Genomic DNA, 20,833 nt, shown 5'->3' with positions numbered 1-20,833 from the left:
GCGACGGGCCCGCCGACGCTCAGCGCGCGAGGGTCTTCTCGCGCTCGGCGGCGGCCGTCGGAGCCGTCGCGGGCACGGGCACCTGGGCCCGCGGCACCAGCATCCGCGGAAGGCGCGGCTCCACCAGGGGCCGGGCCAGCGCCCGCACCGGCGGCGTCGACAGCAGGACGACCACCCCCACGGCGAGCCCGCTGAGCACCAGCTGCCCGGCCAGGCCCGACTCCCGTACGACGCGGAAGAACCCGTAGTGCTCGGCGACCCGGATCGCGATCCCGTGCAGCAGATACGGGTAGAGGGTGACCGCGCCAAGGGCCGTGATCCACATCCGGCGGCCCGGCACCAGTGCGAGGAACGAGCCCACCAGGAGCGCGCTCACCGCGAACAGGGCCAGCCTGAGCAGCAGGTAGCGCACGGGCGAGACGTGCAGGGCGCCGTCGCCGACGTCCATCGACAGCCAGTCGTCGCTCGGGTCGGGAGAGAGCCGGTAGGCGAGCGCGAAGGCGCCCAGGAAGACCGGCACCGCGATGCGGCGGGCCGTGCGGGTGCGCAGCCGGGCGAAGTGCTCGGGCGTCAGCCTGAGCCCCAGGACGAACCACGGCAGGAACATCAGCACCCTCGGCAGCGCCAGGTCCTCGCCGATCACGGTGGTGCCCGCGGCGAGCGAGACCACGACCGAGAGGGCGACCGGATACCGCACGGCGTTCCAGATCGGGGTGGTCAGCCGCCACACGAACAGGGCGATGAGGAACCACAGCAGATACGTCGGCGAGGTCGGGGTGACCGCGAGCTCCGTGCCGCGCACCCAGTGGTACACGAAGGTGTAGATCGTCTCGAAGATCAGATAGGGCGCGAGGACTCCGGTGAGGAGCCGGCGGATCTGGTCGGGGCGGCCGGTGAAGCTGCGCGAGAAGTAGCCGGAGAGCAGGATGAAGGCCGGCATGTGAAAGCCGTAGACCAGGTTGTGCAGGGCTCTGAGGCCCTCGGTGTGCGGGGTGAACACCTGCTCCCAGCTGTGGCCGAGCGCGACCAGAACAATCAGCAGGAACTTGGCGTTGTCGAAGAAGGGCCTTCGGTCGGGGGTGGATGGAGCCAGGGAGCCGGGGTGGGGGATGGAGCTGGTCATTGGCCCCAATCTAGAGGGACGGAGGTGGTTCATGTGGCCGCTACCGCGTTGGGCACTGGACGTTCCCCGGGTCTTCACCCGCTTTCACCTTCCGGGTTGACATGGACACCCCTAATCTCTGGGTGCACCGCCACCCGTTCCATGGCTGTACCCGAACGCGGGTGAGCCATTCCCCCCTCAATCCGGAGGTAGCCGTGTCCGGCGAGCCCACACCACGCCGCACTCGCACCGCCCTCTTCACCGCCCTGGGCCTCGCGGCCGCGTCCGCCGGCCTGTGGGCCGGCCTCAGCGGCACGTCCTCCGCGGCGTCCGCGGCGAGCGTCCCCACCCCGGACCACGTGGTCGTCGTGGTCATGGAGAACCACGCGTACAACCAGGTCATCGGCAGCTCCAGCGCCCCGTACATCAACTCCCTGAAGGCCGGCGGCGCCAACCTCACGGCCTCGTACGCCGAGACCCACCCGAGCCAGCCGAACTACTACGCCATGTTCTCCGGCGACACCCAGGGCATCACCGACGACAGCTGTGTCACCCCGGGCTTCTCCGACGCGCCCAACCTCGCCTCCGAGCTGATCGCGGCGGGCAAGACGTGGGCGAGCTACAACGAGTCGCTGCCCAGCCAGGGCTCCACCACCTGCTCCAGCGGCAAGTACGCCCAGAAGCACAACCCGTGGTTCGGCTTCTCCAACGTGCCGACCTCCTCGGCGTACACCTTCGCCCAGTTCCCGACCGACTACACCCAGCTGCCGCAGGTCTCGTACGTCACGCCGAACCTGTGCAGCGACATGCACGACTGCTCGGTCTCCACGGGCGACACCTGGCTGAAGAGCCACCTGGGCGCGTACGCGACCTGGGCCACGACCCACAACAGCCTGCTCGTCGTCACCTTCGACGAGGACAACCGGCTCGCCGGGAACAGGATCCCGACCGTCCTCTACGGCCAGCCGGTGATCCCGGGCTCCTCCTCCTCGACGACGTACAACCACTACGACGTGCTGCGCACGATTGAGGACATGTACGGCACCTCGCACGCCGGACAGGCCGCCGACGCCACCGACATCGCGGGGATCTGGGCCGGCTGACGTGTACGTAGCGGACAGTCGCGGCACCCCGGCCGCATCCGCCGACGCCGCCCGGACCACCTCCGGGCGGCGTTCGGCCGTCGCCCCCACCGTGTTCGCGCTCGGCACGGTCAGTCTCATCACGGACGTCTCCTCGGAGATGGTCACCGCCGTCCTCCCGCTGTACCTGGTGACGGGCCTGGGCCTGTCCCCGCTCGGCTTCGGCCTGCTCGACGGGGTCTACAACGGCTTCAGCGCGCTGGTCCGGCTCGTCGGCGGCCACCTCGCCGACCGGGGCGGCCGGCACAAGACGGTCGCGGTGCTCGGCTACGGGCTCTCCGCGCTGTGCAAACCCCTGCTCCTGGTGGCGGGTTCGCTGCCGGTGATCGGCGCGGTCCTGGCCGCCGACCGCACCGGCAAGGGGCTGCGCACCGCGCCGCGCGACGCGCTGATCTCCCTCGCGTCCGCCCCCGAGTCCCGCGGCCGGGCCTTCGGGGTGCACCGGGCGATGGACACGGCGGGCGCCCTGCTCGGCCCGCTGACGGCCTTCCTGATCCTGCGTCAGGCGGCCGACGGATACGACGCGGTGTTCACGGTGAGCTTCTGCGTGGCGGCCGTCGGCGTCCTCGTCCTGCTCCTGTTCGTGCCCTCCCGCGTGCCCGCGGCCGCCCTCCCCGAGGGCGCCCCGCGCGCCTCCCTCAAGGCGGCCCTGGCGCTCCTGCGCGTGCGGACCGTGCGCCAACTCACGCTCGCCGCCCTCCTGTTGGGCCTGGCCACGGTGAGCGACTCCTTCATCTACCTGCTGCTCCAGCACCGGCTCGGCGTGCCCGACCGCTGGTTCGCGCTGCTGCCGCTCGGCACGGCGGCGGCGTTCCTGCTGCTCGCCGTGCCGCTCGGGCGGCTGGCCGACAAGGTGGGCCGCTGGCAGGTGTTCCTCGGCGGCCACCTGGCCCTCCTGACGGCGTACGCCCTGCTCCTGACCGGCTGGCAGAGCCCGGCGCTCCCTTTCCTGACGCTCGCCCTGCACGGCGGGTTCTACGCCGCGACCGACGGCGTCCTGATGGCGGCCGCCGCCGGCTCGGTCCCGGCGGAACTCCGCTCCTCCGGGCTCGCGTTGATCCAGACCGGCCAGGCCCTGGCCCGCTTCGTCTGCTCGATCGCGTTCGGCGCGGCCTGGACGGCGTGGGGCGACCGGACCGCGCTGGGCACGGCGGCGGCGGTCCTCACGGCCTGCGCCGTGGGCGCCTTCCTGCTCCGCCCCTCGAACTCCACGAAGGAAGCCCGGCCTTGACCCTCCGCAACAAGATCCTGGTGCTCGTGGCGGCCCTCGCGGTCCTGGCCGGCGTCGCCGCCGCGTCCGTGCTGCACGCGGCGGGCCGGGCGGACCGCAAGAACCAGACGCAGGCGGGCGGCCCCCCGGTGGCCGCCGGAACCGTCTCGCTGGCGCCCGGCGCCACCCCGAGGATCGTGTTCCGCAACATGGCGTGGGGGCCGCACCGCGACGAGCTGAGCACGGTCGCGGCCGGTGACCCGGCGGGCCCGCGCACGGCCTCCGGCGTGAAGTGCCTGCGCTTCTACGCGGCGGCGGGCACGGGCATCTGCCTCCAGGCCGACCGCGGCGCGATGACGGACTCCTACCGCGCGGTGGTCCTCGACGCGTCGCTCAAGGAGCGCGCGCACTACGGCCTGCCCGGCATCCCGACCCGCGCCAGGGTCTCGCCGAGCGGCCGCTGGGTGGCGTGGACGGTGTTCGTCGGCGGCGACAGCTACGCGGGCACGAACTTCTCCACCCGCACGGCCGTCCTCGACACCAGGACGGGCCGGCTCACCCCGTCCCTCGAGGACTTCAAGGCCTACCTCGACGGCACGGAGCACCACGCCGCCGACACCAACTTCTGGGGCGTCACCTTCGCCGCCGACGACCAGCACTTCTACGCGACGATGGCGACCGGCGGCCACACCCATCTCGTGCGGGGCGATCTCGCGGCGCGCACGGTGACCTCCCTGCACACGAACGTCGAGTGCCCCTCGCTCTCCCCCGACGGCACCCGGATCGTCTACAAGAAGCGCGTTCCGGACCTGCCCGCCGACGCGCCCTGGCGGCTGTACGCCCTGGACCTGGCGACGATGCACGAGACCCCGCTCGCGGAACCGAGGAGCGTGGACGACCAGGCGGTCTGGCAGGACGACCACACGGTCGCCTACGCGCTGGCCGGTGACTACGGCAGCGACCTGTACACCGTCCCGGCCGACGGCACGGGAAAGCCCCGCCGGCTGCTGACGGCGGGGCTGGCACCGGCCTACCTGGGCTGACCTCTGCCCCGCCGCTCCTCGCTGGCGCGGCAGCTGGGGGCGCCGTGGCCCTACCCCTTGTGGGCGCGGTAGTAGTCCCGCTCCATCTCGCGGGTCTCGACCATGACGTGCAGGCGCCGTCCGTCGATGGCCGTCACATGCTTGCGGGCGATCTCCAGGACGGTCTCGGTCAGCGTCTCGATCGCCTTCGGGGTGCGTCCGGAGAGGATCGCGACCTGGACGAAGACGGCGTCGATGTCGTCCTCGGCGGCGCCGAAGTACGACTCCTCGATGCGCCGGAACCGGGTCTTGAAGGCCTCCGTGGAGGCGTTGACCGACGCGGGCGCCACCTCGTGGACCTCACGGGCGAAGGCCCGCCGGTCGAAGGTGGCGGCGAGCCGCTCGGAGTATTCGACGGTGACGAATGGCATGGACCGATTCCCTTGCGTAGCCGATGAGTTGATCAGACGGAGGTCTTGCGGGCGGCGTAGTGGCGGGCGGCCCGCACCCGGTTGCCGCACTTGGTGGTGCACCAGCGGCGGGCCGCGTGCGAGCGCAGGAACCAGCGGGTGCAGCCCGGCGCGCCGCAGGGGGCGAGCTGGCCCGCGTCGGCCCCGGTGAGCAGGTCGGCGCCGTCCTCGGCGAGCGCGCAGAGCGCGGCGCCGACCGGGTTCGCCGTGTCGGGCTCGTCGGCGCGGTGCGGTTCACGGCCGACCCAGACCAGCCGGGGCGTGGGGGGCGCGGCGGCCAGCGCGGCGTTGAGCGCGTCCAGGCTCGGCGCGGGCGGCGCGGCCCCCTCGGCCCGGGCCGTGAAGAGGTCCCGCACGGCCTCGCGCAGCGCGCGCAGCCGACCGGCTTGACGCCCACTCAGCACCGTGCGGTCCGGCAGGAGTTCATGACGCACGAGCCACAGCCGGGCGGCGCCGGTGTCCTCCAGGAGGTCCACCTCGCCGTGGCTGAGCGCGAACCGGGTGTTCACCAGGGCGAGGGAGAGGAAGCGCTCCTCGCCGGGGACCGGCGGCTGATGGAGGTAGTGCGGGGCGTCATGATCCACGTGTCTCATGCTAACGCTTGCCGTTCCCCGTGAGAAGCTCTACGGTCTCTAACGGCAAACAGCATCTTTACGCGTGAGACAGGGGTGGCCGGAGGATGAGCACGACGAGGGACGGTTCCGGGACCAGGACGGGCATCGACGTGGAGCGGGTCCGGGCGGACTTCCCGATCCTGGGCCGGACGCTCGACAGCGGGGCCCGGCTGGTCTATCTGGACTCCGGGGCCACGACCCAGAAGCCGCTCCAGGTCCTGGACGCGGAGCGGGACTTCTACCTGAACCACAACGCGGCCGTGCACCGCGGCGCCCACCAGCTGTCGGTCGAGGCGACGGACGCGTACGAGGGTGCCCGGCGCAGGATCGCGTCCTTCGTCGGCGCGGCCGAGGACGAGATCGTCTTCACCAAGAACACCACCGAGGGCATCAACCTGGTGGCGTACGCCCTCGGGAACGCGGGCACCCTGGGCCCGGGCGACCGGATCGTGGTGACCGAGATGGAGCACCACGCGAACCTGGTGCCCTGGCAGCAGCTCGCCGAGCGGACCGGCGCGACGCTCGACTGGTTCGGCCTCACCGACGAGGGCCGGCTCGACCTGGACGCCCTCGACGACCTGGTGGACGACACGACGAAGGTCGTCGCCCTGACCCACCAGTCGAACGTCCTGGGCACGCTCAACCCGGTCCGCGCGATCGCGGACCGGGCCCACGCGGTGGGCGCGCTCGTGGTGGTGGACGGAGCCCAGTCGGTCCCCCACCGTCCGGTGGACGTAAGGGAGTTGGGCGCGGACTTCCTCGCCTTCTCGGGCCACAAGATGCTGGGTCCGAGCGGCGTCGGCGTCCTGTGGGGCCGGGCCGCGCTGCTGGAGTCGCTGCCGCCGTTCCTGACGGGCGGCTCGATGATCGAGGTGGTCGAGATGGAGCGCTCGACGTTCCTCCCGCCGCCGCAGCGCTTCGAGGCCGGCGTGCCGATGACCGCCCAGGCGGTGGGCCTCGCGGCCGCCGTCGACTACCTGGAGGCCCTGGGCATGGACGCCGTGGCGGCCCACGAGGACACCCTGACCGCCCTGGCCCTCGACCTCCTGGGCGAGCTCCCGGGAGTCCGGATCATCGGCCCCACCGACCCGGCCGACCGGGGCTCGGCGGTGTCCTTCGTGGTCGAGGACGTCCACCCCCACGACGTGGGCCAGATCCTGGACGACCGGGGAGTGGCCGTCCGCACGGGCCACCACTGCGCCCGCCCCCTGACCCGCCGCTACGGCCTCGCGGCCACGACGAGGGCGAGCTTCTACGTGTACAACACGGAGGCCGAGGTACGGGCCCTGGCGGAGGGGGTCCGAGCCGCCCAGAAGTACTTCGCCTGACCCGGGGGCCCGAAGGCCCCCTCACCCCGCCAACTCTCCTACAGCACCGGCAGGTTCTTCCGCAGCTCGAAGGCGGTGACCTCGCTGCGGTACTCCTCCCACTCCTGCTTCTTGTTGCGCAGGAAGAAGTCGAAGACGTGCTCGCCCAGCGTCTCGGCGACCAGTTCGCTGCGTTCCATCAGGGTGATGGCCTCGCCGAGGTTCTGCGGGAGGGGTTCGATGCCCATCGCTCGGCGTTCGGCGTCGGTGAGGGCCCAGACGTCGTCGTCGGCGCCCGCCGGGAGTTCGTAGCCCTCCTCGATGCCCTTGAGGCCCGCCGCCAGCAGGAGGGCGTAGGCCAGGTACGGGTTGCAGCCCGAGTCGAGGGAGCGGACCTCGATGCGGGAGGAGCCGGTCTTGCCGGGCTTGTACATCGGGACGCGGATGAGGGCGGAGCGGTTGTTGTGGCCCCAGCAGATGTACGAGGGGGCCTCGCCGCCCGCTCCCGCGGTGCGCTCCGAGCCGCCCCAGATGCGCTTGTAGGAGTTGACCCACTGGTTGGTGACCGCGGCGATCTCGGCGGCGTGCTTGAGGAGGCCCGCGATGAAGGAGCGGCCCACCTTCGAGAGCTGGTACTCGGCGCCGGACTCGTAGAACGCGTTGCGGTCGCCCTCGAAGAGGGAGAGGTGGGTGTGCATGCCCGAGCCCGGGTACTCCGAGAACGGCTTCGGCATGAAGGTGGCCTGGACGCCCTGCTCCAGGGCCACCTGCTTCATGACCAGGCGGAAGGTCATGATGTTGTCCGCCGTGGAGAGCGCGTCCGCGTACCGCAGGTCGATCTCCTGCTGGCCCGGCGCGCCCTCGTGGTGGCTGAACTCGACCGAGATGCCCATCGATTCGAGCATGGTGATCGCCTGGCGGCGGAAGTCCATGCCGACGTTCTGCGGGGTGTGGTCGAAGTAGCCCGAGTTGTCGGCCGGGACGGGGCGGGTGCCGTCGAGCGGCTTGTCCTTCAGGAGGAAGAACTCGATCTCGGGGTGCGTGTAGAAGGTGAACCCGAGGTCGGAGGTCTTGGCGAGGATGCGCTTGAGGACGAAGCGCGGGTCCGCGAAGGACGGGGAGCCGTCCGGCATGCGGATGTCGCAGAACATCCGGGCCGTGCCGGGGGCCTCCGCGCGCCACGGCAGGATCTGGAAGGTGGACGGGTCCGGACGGGCGATCATGTCGGACTCGTAGACGCGGGCGAAGCCCTCGATGGCCGACCCGTCGAAGCCGATTCCCTCGTCGAAGGCCTGCTCCAGCTCGGCCGGGGCGACCGCCACCGACTTGAGGAAGCCCAGCACATCGGTGAACCACAGGCGCACGAACCGGATGTCGCGCTCCTCGAGAGTCCGGAGCACGAACTCCTGCTGCTTGTCCATAGCCACATCCTTGCAGTTCAGACGGCCTGTGCACCGCTACCCCGGCAGCGCCGGGCACGGCGGGGGAATCCTCAGTATCGAGGCGCTGGATTACCTCCACATTACGCACCCGGTATGACCTGCGGCACGTCCCCTCCCCGTGGGTGCCCCTGCGGGGCGCGTGGCTGGGAAAGTGGTGGATACTCGCTCCTCGTTGCCCGCAGAACCGCCCGCCACCATGGCTCTAGGAGAACCTCGCATGACCGGCACCCAGGTGGATCCTCCGGATACCGCCGTCGCACCCCCCGCCCGGCGCCACTGGCGCGGCTGGCTGCTCGACGGGCTGAGCGAGCGCTCCGCCCGCCACCCCGGCCCGCACGGCACCGTGCCCGCCGAGCACCGGGGCCACCGCTGGTGGCGGGTCATGTGCCTGACCGGCGTCGACTACTTCTCCACCCTCGGCTACCAGCCCGGCATCGCGGCGCTCGCCGCCGGGCTGCTCTCCCCGCTCGCGACGCTGGTGCTCATCGCGCTGACGCTCGGGGGCGCGCTGCCGGTGTACCGGCGGGTCGCGAGGGAGTCGCCGAACGGCGAGGGCTCCATCGCCATGCTGGAGCGGCTGCTGCCCTGGTGGGCGGGGAAGATCTTCGTCCTGGTGCTGCTCGGCTTCGCCGCCACCGACTTCATGATCACGATCACCCTGTCGGCGGCGGACGCCTCCGCGCACGTCGTGGAGAATCCTTTCACCCCGAGCTTCCTGCACGGCTCCAACCTCTGGATCACGCTCGCCCTCGTGGCGGCGCTCGGCGCGGTCTTCCTCAAGGGGTTCAAGGAGGCCATCGGGATCGCGGTGGCGCTGGTCGGCGTCTACCTGGCGCTGAACCTCGTGGTGCTCGCCACCGCCGTCTGGAAGATCTGCACCGAGCCGGTCGTCATCGGCAACTGGTGGGACGCGATGACGGCCGAGCACTCCTCGCCGCTCGCGATGATCGGGGTGTCCCTGCTCGTCTTCCCGAAGCTCGCGCTCGGCATGTCCGGCTTCGAGACGGGCGTGGCGGTCATGCCGCAGATCCAGGGCGACGCCTCGGACACGTACGACAAGCCCCTCGGCCGCGTCCGCGACACCCGCAAGCTGCTGACCACGGCCGCGCTCATCATGAGCGGCTTCCTGCTCGTCTCCAGCCTCGCGACCACCATCCTGATCCCGGAGTCCGAGTTCAAGGCGGGCGGCGGCGCCAACGGCCGCGCCCTCGCCTTCCTCGCCCACCAGCGCCTGGGCGAGGGCTTCGGGACGGTGTACGACATCTCGACCATCGCCATCCTCTGGTTCGCCGGGGCCTCGGCGACGGCGGGTCTGCTCAACCTCGTACCGCGCTACCTGCCGCGCTACGGCATGGCGCCCGAGTGGACGCGGGCGGTGCGGCCGCTGGTCCTGATCTTCATGGCCATCGCCTTCTTCATCACCTGGTGGTTCGACGCCGACGTCGACGCGCAGAGCGGTGCCTACGCCACCGGGGTGCTGGTGCTCATGCTCTCGGCCTCCTTCGCCTCGACGGTCGCCGTGCACCGGCGCGGCAAGCGGGCCGCCGCCCTGGGCTTCGGCGTGGTCACCGCCGTCTTCGCGTACACCCTGGTCACGAACGTGATCGAGCGGCCGGACGGCATCAAGATCGCGCTGCTGTTCATCGTGGGCATCGTGGTGTCGTCGTTCGCCTCGCGGGTGCACCGCGCCTTCGAACTGCGGGCCACGGCGGTCACGTTCGACGAGTGCGCCGCCCGGTTCGTCGACGAGGCCGCGCGGAGCGGACCGCTGCGGATCATCGCCAACGAGCCGCAGGAGCACTCGACCCGGGAGTACCGCGCCAAGGAGTACAGCCAGCGCGAGGAGACCCACATCCCGGACGGTCGGCCCGTGCTGTTCCTGGAGGTCTTCGTCCAGAACTCCTCCGACTTCACCACCGAGCTCACCGTCCACGGCGACGAGAAGCACGGCGTGCGCAGGCTGCGCGTCGAGGGCGCGGTCGTGCCCAACACCATCGCGGCCGTGATGATGGAGCTGCGCGACCGCACCGGCGAGGTCCCGCACGCCTACTTCAACTGGACCGAGGGCCACCCGCTCAGCCACCTGCTGCGCTTTTTGGTGTTCGGCGACGGCGAGGTCGCGCCGGTCACCCGCGAGGTGCTGCGCCGGGCCGAGCCGGACCTGCGCCGCCGGCCCCGGGTCCACGTGGGCTGAGCCCCCGGTGCCCGCGCTTTCCGGCCGATGAGGCACCCGGCCTGCCGTGAGCCGCACTCCCTCCCCTACCATCTGCGCCCATGGGGGGAGTGCGGCTCACGCGCATCACGCGTCCCGTGGCGCTGCTGAGCGCCATGGCGACGCTGCTCGCCGCGCTCTTCATCTGCCTCGCGGGCGGCGCCGGACACCCGGCCGGCCACCCCGACCCGCGGGCCGACGGCCCCGCCCAGTACAGCTGCCCCTTGGACCAGGGCGGCTGCGGGCTCCACGCGCAGTCCGTCCCGGCCGTGCTCACCACGCCCCCGACGGACGCGCCGACCCCGGCCGCCGTCCACGGGACACGTCCCGTGACGCCCCGCGCGGGGGCCGCCGCCGTACGGTTCGGGGCCCGGCCGCGCGCTCCCGACCTGCACGTCCTTCAGGTGCTGCGGACCTAGCGGGCCCCGCGGCCCACGGCCGCTCCGCCCCGACTCCCCCTCAGCAGAAGGACGTTACGCACACATGACCACGCAGAGCGACCCCAGTACCTCCCGCAGAGCACACATGGACGAGCTGCGCCGGGCCGAGCAGGCCCGCCGTCGGCGCGGCCGGATCGTGGTGATCTCCTCGGTCACCGCGGCCACCGTGGTGATCGCGGGTCTGGTCGGATTCGGTGTGTACGAGTTCGGCCGGTCGAAGGACGGCGGCTCCGGCGCGACGCAGACCGATGCGCAGGCCCAGACAGGGGCCGGCGCGAAGGGGCCGATCGCGGGCGAGAAGGACTGGGATCCCAAGAAACTGACCCGCAACCACGTGACCACGAAGGTCAGTTACCCGATGAAGCCGCCGGTGGGCGGCGACCACGACCAGGTGTGGATGAACTGCGGCGGCGTGGTCTACCCGCGTCAGGTCCCGGACATGAACGCCGTGCACTCGCTGGAACACGGCGCGGTCTGGGTGACGTACACGGACAAGGCCTCCGCCGCCGATGTGAAGAAGCTCGCCGCCAAGGTGTCCACCACGCCGTACTCGCTGATGAGCCCGTACAAGGACCAGGCCGGGACGATCATGCTGAGCGCCTGGGGCAAGCAGCTCACCGTGAACAGCGCGGACGACCCCCGGGTCGACCAGTTCTTCACCCGGTACGTCCAGGGTCCGCAGACGCCCGAGCCGGGTGCCGCGTGCACCGGTGGGCTGGACGCGCAGTGAACCGGCGGTACTGGGGGCTCGCCGCGGCGCTCGCGCTCGCGCTGGTGTGCGCGGCGGCCGCGGTGCTCGTCGCGTCCGGCGGGCAGGGCGCCACCGCGGAGCCCAAGTCCCGTACTCCGCTGGCGACTTCGGCCGACGCCGGGTTCGCCCGCGACATGTCGACCCACCACCAGCAGGCGGTGGAGATGTCGTTCGTCGTGCGCGACCGCACCTCGGACGAGGAGGTGCGCCGCCTCGCCTACGACATCGCCAACACGCAGGCCAACCAGCGCGGCATGATGCTCGGCTGGCTGGATCTGTGGGGGCTGCCGAAGAACGAGGCGGCCCAGCGGCCGATGGCGTGGATGGGGATGGGCATGGCGCCCGGGGCCGACGGCGCGCTGATGCCGGGCATGGCCACCAACACCGAGCTGAACCGGCTGCGCACGCTCAGCGGCAGGGACGCCGAGGTGCTCTACCTCCAGCTCATGACCGAGCACCACAAGGGCGGCATCCACATGGCCGAGGGCTGCGTCCAGCGCTGCGCGGTGGGCCCGGAGAAGCAGTTGGCACAGGGCATGGTCGACTCCCAGCAGTCGGAAATCGACCTCATGGCACAAATGCTGAAGAAAAGGGGCGCCGCCCCGCGCACCAACTGACCATCGGTAAACGCTCTTTGGCGTTTCTTGGTGATCACATGCCCCCCGCATGAACTGTTCCTGACAAGAGTGACGCATTACATGCGCGCATCAGACAGCGCTTGTACAGCATGCGAAGACCTCACGCAGGGGGTTACATGAGAACCAGCCGCGCCAGGCGGCGCGCCGGTGTGAGCATGGCAGCGACACTGCCACTGCTCGCCGGCGCGCTCGCCCTCGGCATACCGTCCGCCCAGGCGGCCGACCCGGTCCCCAGCGGACGGGCGGCCCTCGCGGGCACCCAGCCCGCCTGGGCCACCGGCTCCGCCGACCAGGGCGCCACGGCCGCATCCACGAAGGTCAACGCCCGGGTGTACCTCGCCGGCCGGGACGCGAAGGGCCTCGACGCGTACGCCGCGGCCGTGTCCGACCCGCAGTCGGCGACGTACGGCAAGTACCTGAGCGCCGCAGAGGCGCAGCAGCGCTTCGGCGCGACCCAGGAGCAGATCGACGCGGTCACCCAGTGGCTGAAGTCGTCCGGACTGACCATCACGGGCTCCACCCAGCACTACATCGCGGTGTCCGGCGACGTCGCTGCCGCGCAGAAGGCGTTCGCCACGCAGCTGCGCAACTACCGCAAGGACGGCCGCACTTACCACGCCCCGTCCATGGTCGCGTCGGCGCCGAGCGCGCTCGCGGGGGCCGTCCTGACGGTCGCGGGCCTGGACAACGCGCCGCACCAGTCGACGCACGAGGACACCCTTCCGGGTCCGGGCGCGGGCTTCCGCAACTCCGGGCCGTCCTCGTCGTACTTCGGCCAGAACATCGCCAAGACGCTGCCCGACGCGTACGGCACCAAGGTTCCGTACGCCGTGCACGGCTACACCGGCAAGCAGCTGCGGGCCGCGTACGGCGCGGGCAAGTACACCGGCAAGGGCGTGACCGTCGCGATCACCGACGCGTACGCCTCGCCGACCATGGCGGCGGACGCCGCGAACTACGCCAAGCGCAACGGTGACGCGGCCTACAAGAAGGGCCAGTACACCGAGGTCCTCCCGGCGGCCTACAACAGCGTGGACGCCTGCAAGGCGTCCGGCTGGTACGGCGAGGAGTCCCTGGACGTCGAGGCCGTGCACGCGCTCGCGCCCGACGCGAACATCACGTACGTGGGCGCCGCGTCCTGCAACGACCCGGATCTGCTCGACGCCCTCAACAAGGTCGTCGACCAGCGTCTGGCCGACATCGTCTCCAACTCGTGGGGCGACGTCGAGGCCAACGAGACCCCGGACATCGCGGCCGCGTACGACCAGACGTTCAAGCTCGGCGCGATCGAGGGCATCGGCTTCTACTTCTCCTCCGGCGACAACGGCGACGAGGTCGCCAACACCGGCAAGAAGCAGGTCGACACCCCCGCCAACTCGGCCTGGGTGACGGCGGTCGGCGGCACCTCGCTGGCGGTCGGCAAGAACGACAAGTACCAGTTCGAGACCGGCTGGGGCACCGAGAAGGCGTCGCTGTCCGCGGACGGCAAGAGCTGGACCAACTTCCCCGGCGCGTACACCAGCGGCGCGGGCGGCGGCACCAGCTCCACCGTGAAGCAGCCGTTCTACCAGCGCGGCATCGTGCCGGACTCGCTGGCGAAGGCGAACGGCGCGGCCCGGATGCGTACGGTTCCGGACATCGCGGCCGTGGCCGACCCCAACACCGGGTTCCTGGTGGGTCAGACGCAGTCGTGGCCCGACGGGTCGGTGAAGTACGACGAGTACCGCATCGGCGGCACCTCGCTGGCCGCGCCGGTCATCGCGGGTGTCCAGGCGCTCGCCCAGCAGGCGCGCCACTTCCCGATCGGGTTCGCGAACCCGGGCATCTACGCCCGGTTCGACTCGCCGCTGTACCACGACGTGACGGACCACCCGCTGGGTGCGCACCGTGACCTCGCGGTGGCCCGTGTCGACTTCGCCAACGGCGTGGACGCGTCGGGTGGTCTGCTGACGTCCGTGCGCTCGCTCGGCAAGGACAGTTCGCTGGCCGCGACGAAGGGGTACGACGACGTGACGGGTGTGGGTTCGCCCGCGCCGGGTTACGTGGCGTCGTACGGTTTCCCGTTCCGCCGCTGACCCCCTGAACCGGGGTCACCCCCGGCCCCGCCTCTGCCCTGCGGTTCACCGCGGGGTGGGGGTGGGGCCTTTTTGTTCCCCACCCCGCCCCTTCCCGAAACCCCCCGGGGGCTGCTCCCGCCGCGGCCCGCGGGCGGCCCCTCGCGCAGTTCCCCGCGCCCCTGGGGCGCCTCTGCCTGACTTCGCCCGCCGACCGTGCACGGTTGCTCGCGCAGTTCCTCGCGCCCCTGGGGGACCTCTACCCGACTTCGCCCGCCGACCATGCACGGTTGCTCGCGCCCACGCGGCGGAGCCGCACAATGTCACAGCCCCGCGCCCCTGGGGGGCCTCTGCCCGACTTCGCCCGTCGGCCGTGCGAGGTTCCCTCGCGCCCACGCGGCGGAGCCGCACAATGTCACAGCCCCGCGCCCCCTGGCGGCCTCTGCCTGACCTCGTCCGCCGACCGTGCACGGTTGCTCGCGCAGTTCCCTGCGCCCCCAAACCCCCATTCCGCTGCGGGCCGTGCTCGCTTCTCACGCAATTCCCCGCGCCCCTGGGCAGGACGGTGCTGGCCTGCATGGGCATCTCAGCCTGTCCGGCGTTTGAGGACGAGCGCCGTTCAGGCGCGAACGGGGGGCTGGGGGCGGAGCCCCCAGGAACGTCCTTCACCCCCGGAGGGTCTCGGGAAGGGGCGGGGTGGGGGAAGTCACCGCCTGCGCCACCGCCCCCGCACTGTCCAGCATCACCAAGTGCCCCGAACCGACAACCAGTTGGAAGTCCGCGGACAGGGCCACCGCCAGGGCACGCTGGCGACGCACCCAGGCCACACCCCCCGCCCCACCCGCCAGCACGGTCACCGGCACGCGCGGCAGCCCGGACTCCCGGCGCAGGGAGAGGAGTTCGGCCGCCACCGCCGCATAGCACGCGTTCTCCAGAATCATTCCGCGCAGCACCCGGGACGTGCGGTAACAGCGGCGTACGAGATCGGGCGGCGCCGGATCACCGCCCCCGGTACGGGCGGCCCGCACCAGGGCGCGACGGGCCGCGGGGCCCAGCGCGGCGGGGGCGCCCGCGGCGCACAGCCCCGCCCCGACCGCCCGTGCGAGAGCGAGCCGCGCCCCCGGGGCCGCCGGAGGACGCGCGTGCTCCTCGACGCTGGAGTCAACCAGGACGAGCCCCGCCGTACGGGCGGGGTACAGCCGCGCGAAGGCCTCCGCGTGGAACCCGGCGATGGAGTGGCCGACCACCGTCACCGCCCCCGTCAGACCCAGCGCGTCGAGGAGCCCCGCGATGCGGTGGGCCTCCCCCGCGGCGGTCGGCGGCGCGAGGGCCGGTCCGGACAGGCCGTGCCCGGGCCGGTCGAACCGTACGACCGTGTGGTCCGGGGCCAGCAGCCGAGCCACCTCGTCCCAGTCGAACCAGCTCATGCCGAGGCCCGCGCTGAGCACCACCACCGGCCCGGCCCCCTCGACCACCACGTGGTGCGCGACCCCGGCCACCCGCAGAAACCTCATGCCCGCCTCTCCCGCGCCACGCACACCGCGAGCACCCCCAGCCACACCGCCACCAGCAGCACCTGGAGCCGCTGGCCCGCGCCGAGCGCCCAGGTGCCCCGGCCCGCCTGGAAGGCGGCCACCGAGGTCAACGTCCAGGCGGTGGCGAGGAGTTCCAGGCCGACCAGCACCGTGCCGGGCAGGGCGGCGAGCGGCGGCCACCAGCCGTAGCGGCGGGCCGCGACCGTCAGGGCGACGACGCCCGCCACCGCACCCACCATCGCGAGGCTGCTGCTCACCGCGTGGGCGGTGTGCGTGGCCGGGACCAGGCCCGCCGTCTCGCGGGCCGCGCAGACCGGGTCGGCGGTGGGGGCGCAGCTCAGCGGGAGGCGGGAGTCGACCGCCGTGGCGGCGCCGAAGAGCGCGAGGCCCGACCAGCCCGCCAGGGACCAGCGCCGCCGGTCGCAGCGCCAGAGCGCGCACGCGGCCGCGGCCAGGACCAGCAGCCCCGCGGTCAGGTCGGTGGCGCGGAAGAGCCCGCCGAGCGGCTGGTCGGCGGCGGCGAGTTCACTGACGTACGCCTGGATGGGGTCGAGTCCGGTCTGGAAGACGAGTTCCAGGACCCAGGCCGTGTAGGCGAGGGCGCCCAGCGCGAGCAGGGCGGCCACGGGCCGGGGGTGCACACCACTGCGGGACATAGTGGGGCCAATGGTACGGGGGTGACCGCGGTTCACCGGTGGTCCGGATGCACCCACCCCGGCTTGCGGAAGGTCAGCAGGGCGACCGGCGCGAGGATGCCGAGGGCGAGCAGCCCGCCGCCGACGATCAGCAGATAGCGCCAGAGCGGCTGGTTGCCGAACTGGTCGGGCGGCACGAACCCGATGCACAGCGCGGCCACCGATGCCACGAACCCGACGCCCGCGACCCAGGCGACCGCGGGCACCCGGAAGCCGCGTTCCACTTCGGGCCGCGTCCTGCGCAGCCGGACCACCGCCACGAACATCAGCAGGTAGGCGATGAGATAGATCTGCACGGTGATGACGGAGAACATCCAGTACGCGCTCGACACGTCGCCGCTGAAGGCGTACAGGATGCCGATCAGGGTGGTGACGACGCCCTGCGCGACCATGACGTTGCGCGGGGTGCCGTACTTGTTCAACCGCTGGAGGACCGGCGGGAGATAGCCCTCCTGCCGCGACAGCAGCACCAGCCCCTTGGCCGGTCCCGCGAGCCAGGTCAGCATGCCGCCGAGTGCGGCGGCCACCAGCATCACGCCGACGACCTTGGTCATCCAGCCGATGTGGAAGTGGTCGAAGAAGGCCTGGAAGGCCTGCATCAGACCGGCCGTCAGGCTCAGCTCCGACGACGGCATGACCCAGGAGATGGCCAGGGCCGGAAGGATGAAGATCAGCAGGACCAGGCCGGTGGCCAGGAACATCGACTTCGGGTACTCGCGCTTGGGGTGGCGCAGCGAGGACACGTGGACGCCGTTCATCTCCATGCCCGCGTACGACAGGAAGTTGTTGACGATCAGGACCAGACTGGCGAGCCCGGTCCACGGCGGCAGCCAGTGCGAGGCGTTCATCGGCGCCTGGGACGGGTTGCCCTGCCCGAGGAAGACGATGCCGAGGGCGACGAGGAGCACCCCGGGCACCAGCGTGCCGATGACGAGCCCGAGCGAGCTGAGTCCGGCGACGGTCTTGGTGCCGCGCGAGGAGATCCAGACGCCGGTCCAGTAGATGACGACGATGACGACGGCGACGTAGAGGCCGTTCTCGGCCAGCCTCGGGTTGATGACGTAGGCGAAGGTCGAGGCGACGTACGCGAGCAGGCTCGGGTAGTACGCGATCGTCATGGCGAACTGGCACCAGACGGCGAGGAACCCGAGCGGTTTGCCGAGCGCCTCGCTGACCCAGCGGTAGATGCCGCCGGTCCAGCCGGAGGCCAGCTCGGCGCCGACCAGGGCGGTGGGGAGCAGGAAGACGACGGCGGGCAGCAGGTAGAGGAAGACCGCGGCGAGGCCGTAGATGGCCATGGACGGCGAGGGGCGCAGGCTGGCGACGGATGCCGTCGTCATCAGGCCGAGGGTCACCCAGGAGACGTACTGCCGTTTCGTCCCTTCGTCCGCGACGAGTTCTTCATCGGAGGCGTCCGTGGTCGTCATGCGCCCATGATCGGCGCGGCGGCCGCCTCCCGCATGTCGGGCCGTAGGGTGGGCGGAAAAAATGGATCACCGAAGGACTCCCCCATGACCGTGCCCGTCAACTCCCCCGGCCAGCCGCAGTGGGGGCCCGTTCCGCCCGGCCGTCCGGCGTCGCCGCCGCCCCCGGCGCGGCGGGCCCGCAACGGTGCCGGCGCCGCCGCGCTGGTCCTCGGCGTCCTCGGGGTGGCCTTCGGCCTCGTCCCCTTCCTCTTCTGGCTCTCGGGCGCGCTCGGGGTGGCCGCCGTGGCACTGGGTCTCGTCGGACACGCCCGGGCGCGCAAGGGGTGGGCGACCAACAAGGGGGTGGCCCTTGGCGGCGCGGTCCTCGGCGCCGCAGCGACCGTGCTCGCCGTCGCCGGGCTGCTGCTCACGGTGGTGTTCGTGAAGGACGCGACCCAGGGCCGCAACGGCGCGATATCGACGACGCCCTCGCGGGCGGCGTCGTCCCCAGCGCCCTCGAAGAAGCCCTCGCCGAGCGCCCCGCCCACCGCGAAGCCGCAGCCGTTCGGGGCGACGCACACCTATCGGGACGGGGTGAAGGTCACGGTCTCGCGCCCGGCCCCCTACACGCCGGACGCGTCCGCCTCCGGCCACCGCAAGGGCAACCGGGCGGTCCGGTTCACCGTCACCATCGTGAACGACAGCGACGAGTCGATCGACATCACCTCGGCGGTGCCGACCGTGCGCGGCGCGGACGGCATCGAGGTCGAGGCGATCTACGACGACGCGCACGCCACCGCGATGTTCGCGGGCAGCCTGGCGCCGGGCGACCGCGCCACCGGCGGGTTCGCCTTCTCGGTGCCGCCGGACTCGCGGACGGTGGACTTCCAGATCGGCCCGCAGACGCTGAGGTACGACGAGACGGTGTGGCGCGGACCGGTCACGGGCTGACCCCGGCCGCTCGGCGGGGCGCCCCGCGCGGCGCCGATGACCCCCCATCGCGTCGCATTGACGATTACACTGGGCGGGTGCCTCAACTACGTCTCGCCCTGAATCAGATCGACTCGACCGTCGGGGACATCTCCGGCAACGCCGAGGCGATCGTGCACTGGACACGGCACGCCGCCGAGCAGGGGGCGCATCTCATCGCGTTCCCCGAGATGGTGCTGACCGGCTACCCCGTCGAGGACCTGGCCCTCAGATCCTCGTTCGTCGAGGCGTCCCGGCAGGCGCTGACCACGCTCGCCGCGCGCCTGGAGCGGGAGGGCTTCGGGGAGATCCCCGTGGTCGTCGGCTACCTGGACCGCTCCGCGGTCGCGAGCCCCCGGCTCGGCCAGCCGGCCGGCGCCCCGCAGAACGCGGCGGCGGTGCTGCACGGCGGCCGGGTGGTGCTGGCCTTCGCCAAGCACCACCTGCCCAACTACGGCGTCTTCGACGAGTTCCGCTACTTCGTGCCGGGCGACACGCTGCCCGTGGTGCGGGTGCGCGGCATCGACGTGGCCCTCGCCATCTGCGAGGACCTCTGGCAGGACGGCGGCCGCGTGCCGGCCACGCGCTCGGCCGGGGCCGGGCTCCTCATCTCCATCAACGCCTCGCCGTACGAGCAGAACAAGGACGACTCCCGGCTCGACCTCGTCCGCAAGCGGGCCCAGGAGGCGGGCTGCACGCTGGCGTACGTCGCGACCATCGGCGGCCAGGACGAGCTGGTCTTCGACGGCGACTCGATCGTGGTCGGCGCGGACGGCGAAGTCGTCGCCCGGGCCCCGCAGTTCTCCGAGGGCTCGGTCGTCCTCGACCTGGAGCTCCCGGCCGCGGGCCCCGCCCCCTCCGGGGTCGTCGACGACGGTCTCCGCATTGATCACGTGGTGATCTCCGAGGACCAGGTCCCGCCGTACGAGCCGGAGTTGACGGGCGGCTACGCCGAGCGCCTGGAGGACGACGAGGAGGTCTACTCGGCGCTGGTCGTGGGCCTGCGCGCGTACGCCGCGAAGAACGGCTTCCGGTCGGTCGTGATCGGCCTGTCCGGCGGCATCGACTCGGCGCTGGTGGCCGCCATCGCCTGCGACGCGCTGGGCGCGGCCAACGTCTACGGCGTGTCGATGCCGTCGAAGTACTCCTCGGACCACTCCCGGGGCGACGCGGCCGAGCTGGCCCGGCGCACCGGCCTGAACTTCCGCACCGTGCCCATCGAGCCGATGTTCGACGCGTACATGGGCTCGCTCGGCCTGACCGGGCTGGCCGAGGAGAACCTCCAGTCGCGGCTGCGCGGCACGATGCTGATGGCGCTCTCCAACCAGGAGGGCCACATCGTCCTCGCGCCGGGCAACAAGTCCGAGCTGGCGGTGGGCTATTCGACGCTGTACGGCGACTCGGTGGGCGCGTACGGGCCGATCAAGGACGTCTACAAGTCCTCGGTGTTCCGGCTCGCCGAGTGGCGCAACCGGGCGGCGGCCGAGCGCGGTCAGACCCCGCCGATCCCGGAGAACTCCATCACCAAGCCCCCCAGCGCCGAGCTCCGCCCGGGCCAGGTCGACACCGACTCGCTGCCCGACTACCCGGTCCTGGACGCGATCCTGGCGATGTACGTGGACCGGGACCAGGGCGCGGAGGCGATCGTGGCGGCCGGGTACGACCCGGAGCTGGTGGCCAAGACGCTGCGGATGGTGGACACGGCGGAGTACAAGCGCCGCCAGTACCCGCCGGGTACGAAGATCTCGGCGAAGGGCTTCGGCAAGGACCGTCGGCTACCCATCACCAACCGCTGGCGCGAGGAGGGCCTGGGGCGCTGACCCC

18 protein-coding genes are annotated in these 20,833 nt (G+C 71.9%); 11 read left to right on the top strand and 7 right to left on the bottom strand.

The genetic code is table 11. The features are described from left to right. Positions 1-19: 19 nt before the first annotated feature. The gene (locus AC07F3_RS08710; RefSeq protein ID WP_479111773.1) at positions 20-1,123 is read right to left on the bottom strand and encodes an acyltransferase family protein; all 1,104 of its coding nucleotides are present in this window, start codon (positions 1,121-1,123) and stop codon (positions 20-22) included. Between the two features lie 194 nt (positions 1,124-1,317). Between AC07F3_RS08710 and AC07F3_RS08705 the strand changes: the two genes are divergently transcribed. The 3 genes from AC07F3_RS08705 to AC07F3_RS08695 are packed head-to-tail and all read left to right on the top strand — an operon-like array spanning position 1,318 to position 4,497. Then, the gene (locus AC07F3_RS08705) at positions 1,318-2,205 is read left to right on the top strand and encodes an alkaline phosphatase family protein (RefSeq protein ID WP_479111952.1); all 888 of its coding nucleotides are present in this window, start codon (positions 1,318-1,320) and stop codon (positions 2,203-2,205) included. Between the two features lies 1 nt (position 2,206). After that, positions 2,207-3,475 (top strand): MFS transporter, encoded by a 1,269-nt coding sequence (locus AC07F3_RS08700; protein WP_479111771.1) that lies wholly within the window; start codon positions 2,207-2,209, stop codon positions 3,473-3,475. After that, entirely contained in the window at positions 3,472-4,497 is a 1,026-nt protein-coding gene (locus AC07F3_RS08695) for a TolB-like translocation protein (RefSeq protein WP_479111769.1), read from the top strand. The genes AC07F3_RS08700 and AC07F3_RS08695 overlap by 4 nt, the downstream gene beginning before the upstream one ends. Positions 4,498-4,547: 50 nt before the next feature. On the opposite strand, the gene AC07F3_RS08690 is transcribed toward AC07F3_RS08695, so the two are convergent. Beyond that, the gene (locus AC07F3_RS08690; protein WP_479111767.1) at positions 4,548-4,907 is read right to left on the bottom strand and encodes a 5-carboxymethyl-2-hydroxymuconate Delta-isomerase; all 360 of its coding nucleotides are present in this window, start codon (positions 4,905-4,907) and stop codon (positions 4,548-4,550) included. A 32-nt stretch (positions 4,908-4,939) separates the two neighbouring features. After that, a complete protein-coding gene (locus AC07F3_RS08685; protein ID WP_479111765.1) occupies positions 4,940-5,539 on the bottom strand; it encodes a CGNR zinc finger domain-containing protein in 600 nt (199 codons plus the stop codon). A gap of 86 nt (positions 5,540-5,625) precedes the next feature. Between AC07F3_RS08685 and AC07F3_RS08680 the strand changes: the two genes are divergently transcribed. Further along, complete coding sequence (locus tag AC07F3_RS08680; RefSeq protein WP_479111763.1) at positions 5,626-6,888, top strand: cysteine desulfurase; 1,263 nt, start codon at positions 5,626-5,628, stop codon at positions 6,886-6,888. 38 nt (positions 6,889-6,926) lie between these two features. Here the strand turns inward: AC07F3_RS08680 and AC07F3_RS08675 are convergent, their stop codons facing one another. Continuing rightward, positions 6,927-8,288, bottom strand: coding sequence for a glutamine synthetase family protein (locus tag AC07F3_RS08675; RefSeq protein WP_114035578.1), 1,362 nt, complete (start codon positions 8,286-8,288; stop codon positions 6,927-6,929). Positions 8,289-8,526: 238 nt separating this feature from the next. Here AC07F3_RS08675 and AC07F3_RS08670 point away from each other — a divergent pair, with 238 nt between their 5' ends. The 5 genes from AC07F3_RS08670 (at position 8,527) to AC07F3_RS08650 (ending at position 14,425) form a co-directional block, all read left to right on the top strand. Beyond that, positions 8,527-10,503: an APC family permease gene (locus AC07F3_RS08670; protein WP_479111761.1), complete on the top strand. Its 1,977-nt coding sequence runs from the start codon at positions 8,527-8,529 to the stop codon at positions 10,501-10,503. An 80-nt stretch (positions 10,504-10,583) separates the two neighbouring features. Beyond that, entirely contained in the window at positions 10,584-10,940 is a 357-nt protein-coding gene (locus AC07F3_RS08665) for a hypothetical protein (protein ID WP_479111759.1), read from the top strand. Between the two features lie 64 nt (positions 10,941-11,004). Further along, complete coding sequence (locus AC07F3_RS08660; RefSeq protein WP_479111757.1) at positions 11,005-11,691, top strand: DUF3105 domain-containing protein; 687 nt, start codon at positions 11,005-11,007, stop codon at positions 11,689-11,691. Next, a complete protein-coding gene (locus AC07F3_RS08655; protein WP_479111756.1) occupies positions 11,688-12,329 on the top strand; it encodes a DUF305 domain-containing protein in 642 nt (213 codons plus the stop codon). The genes AC07F3_RS08660 and AC07F3_RS08655 overlap by 4 nt, the downstream gene beginning before the upstream one ends. Positions 12,330-12,466: 137 nt before the next feature. Then, entirely contained in the window at positions 12,467-14,425 is a 1,959-nt protein-coding gene (locus AC07F3_RS08650; RefSeq protein WP_479111754.1) for a S53 family peptidase, read from the top strand. A 644-nt stretch (positions 14,426-15,069) separates the two neighbouring features. Here AC07F3_RS08650 and AC07F3_RS08645 read toward each other — a convergent pair. Genes AC07F3_RS08645 through gadC form a run of 3 tightly spaced genes read right to left on the bottom strand, consistent with a single transcriptional unit; the run spans position 15,070 to position 18,061 of the window. Then, positions 15,070-15,918, bottom strand: coding sequence for an alpha/beta hydrolase (locus tag AC07F3_RS08645; protein WP_479111752.1), 849 nt, complete (start codon positions 15,916-15,918; stop codon positions 15,070-15,072). Next, entirely contained in the window at positions 15,915-16,595 is a 681-nt protein-coding gene (locus AC07F3_RS08640; protein WP_479111750.1) for a DUF998 domain-containing protein, read from the bottom strand. Before AC07F3_RS08640 ends, AC07F3_RS08645 begins: the two co-directional genes overlap by 4 nt. A 32-nt stretch (positions 16,596-16,627) precedes the next feature. Continuing rightward, complete coding sequence (gadC, locus tag AC07F3_RS08635; RefSeq protein ID WP_479111748.1) at positions 16,628-18,061, bottom strand: glutamate/gamma-aminobutyrate antiporter GadC; 1,434 nt, start codon at positions 18,059-18,061, stop codon at positions 16,628-16,630. 84 nt (positions 18,062-18,145) lie between these two features. On the opposite strand from gadC, the gene AC07F3_RS08630 reads away from it, so the two are divergent. Together AC07F3_RS08630 and AC07F3_RS08625 are read left to right on the top strand one after the other, a co-directional pair. Further along, on the top strand, positions 18,146-18,991 hold the full coding sequence (locus AC07F3_RS08630) for a DUF4190 domain-containing protein (RefSeq protein ID WP_479111747.1): 846 nt from the start codon (positions 18,146-18,148) through the stop codon (positions 18,989-18,991). Positions 18,992-19,068: 77 nt separating this feature from the next. Further along, positions 19,069-20,829, top strand: coding sequence for an NAD+ synthase (locus AC07F3_RS08625; protein WP_479111745.1), 1,761 nt, complete (start codon positions 19,069-19,071; stop codon positions 20,827-20,829). The last annotated feature ends 4 nt before the right edge of the window (positions 20,830-20,833 follow it).

The organism is Streptomyces sp. NPDC045846, from assembly GCF_056431605.1.
This window is presented reverse-complemented; position numbering and strand designations above follow the sequence as displayed.

Bases quoted from the DNA above. Each gene is read 5' to 3' on its own strand.
- gadC (WP_479111748.1), bottom strand. From the start codon at position 18,061: ATGACGACCACGGACGCCTCCGATGAAGAACTCGTCGCGGACGAAGGG.
- AC07F3_RS08645 (WP_479111752.1), bottom strand. From the start codon at position 15,918: ATGAGGTTTCTGCGGGTGGCCGGGGTCGCGCACCACGTGGTGGTCGAG.
- AC07F3_RS08675 (WP_114035578.1), bottom strand. From the start codon at position 8,288: ATGGACAAGCAGCAGGAGTTCGTGCTCCGGACTCTCGAGGAGCGCGAC.
- AC07F3_RS08685 (WP_479111765.1), bottom strand. From the start codon at position 5,539: ATGAGACACGTGGATCATGACGCCCCGCACTACCTCCATCAGCCGCCG.
- AC07F3_RS08630 (WP_479111747.1), top strand. From the start codon at position 18,146: ATGACCGTGCCCGTCAACTCCCCCGGCCAGCCGCAGTGGGGGCCCGTT.
- AC07F3_RS08670 (WP_479111761.1), top strand. From the start codon at position 8,527: ATGACCGGCACCCAGGTGGATCCTCCGGATACCGCCGTCGCACCCCCC.
- AC07F3_RS08680 (WP_479111763.1), top strand. From the start codon at position 5,626: ATGAGCACGACGAGGGACGGTTCCGGGACCAGGACGGGCATCGACGTG.
- AC07F3_RS08690 (WP_479111767.1), bottom strand. From the start codon at position 4,907: ATGCCATTCGTCACCGTCGAATACTCCGAGCGGCTCGCCGCCACCTTC.
- AC07F3_RS08665 (WP_479111759.1), top strand. From the start codon at position 10,584: ATGGGGGGAGTGCGGCTCACGCGCATCACGCGTCCCGTGGCGCTGCTG.
- AC07F3_RS08640 (WP_479111750.1), bottom strand. From the start codon at position 16,595: ATGTCCCGCAGTGGTGTGCACCCCCGGCCCGTGGCCGCCCTGCTCGCG.
- AC07F3_RS08710 (WP_479111773.1), bottom strand. From the start codon at position 1,123: ATGACCAGCTCCATCCCCCACCCCGGCTCCCTGGCTCCATCCACCCCC.
- AC07F3_RS08650 (WP_479111754.1), top strand. From the start codon at position 12,467: ATGAGAACCAGCCGCGCCAGGCGGCGCGCCGGTGTGAGCATGGCAGCG.
- AC07F3_RS08660 (WP_479111757.1), top strand. From the start codon at position 11,005: ATGACCACGCAGAGCGACCCCAGTACCTCCCGCAGAGCACACATGGAC.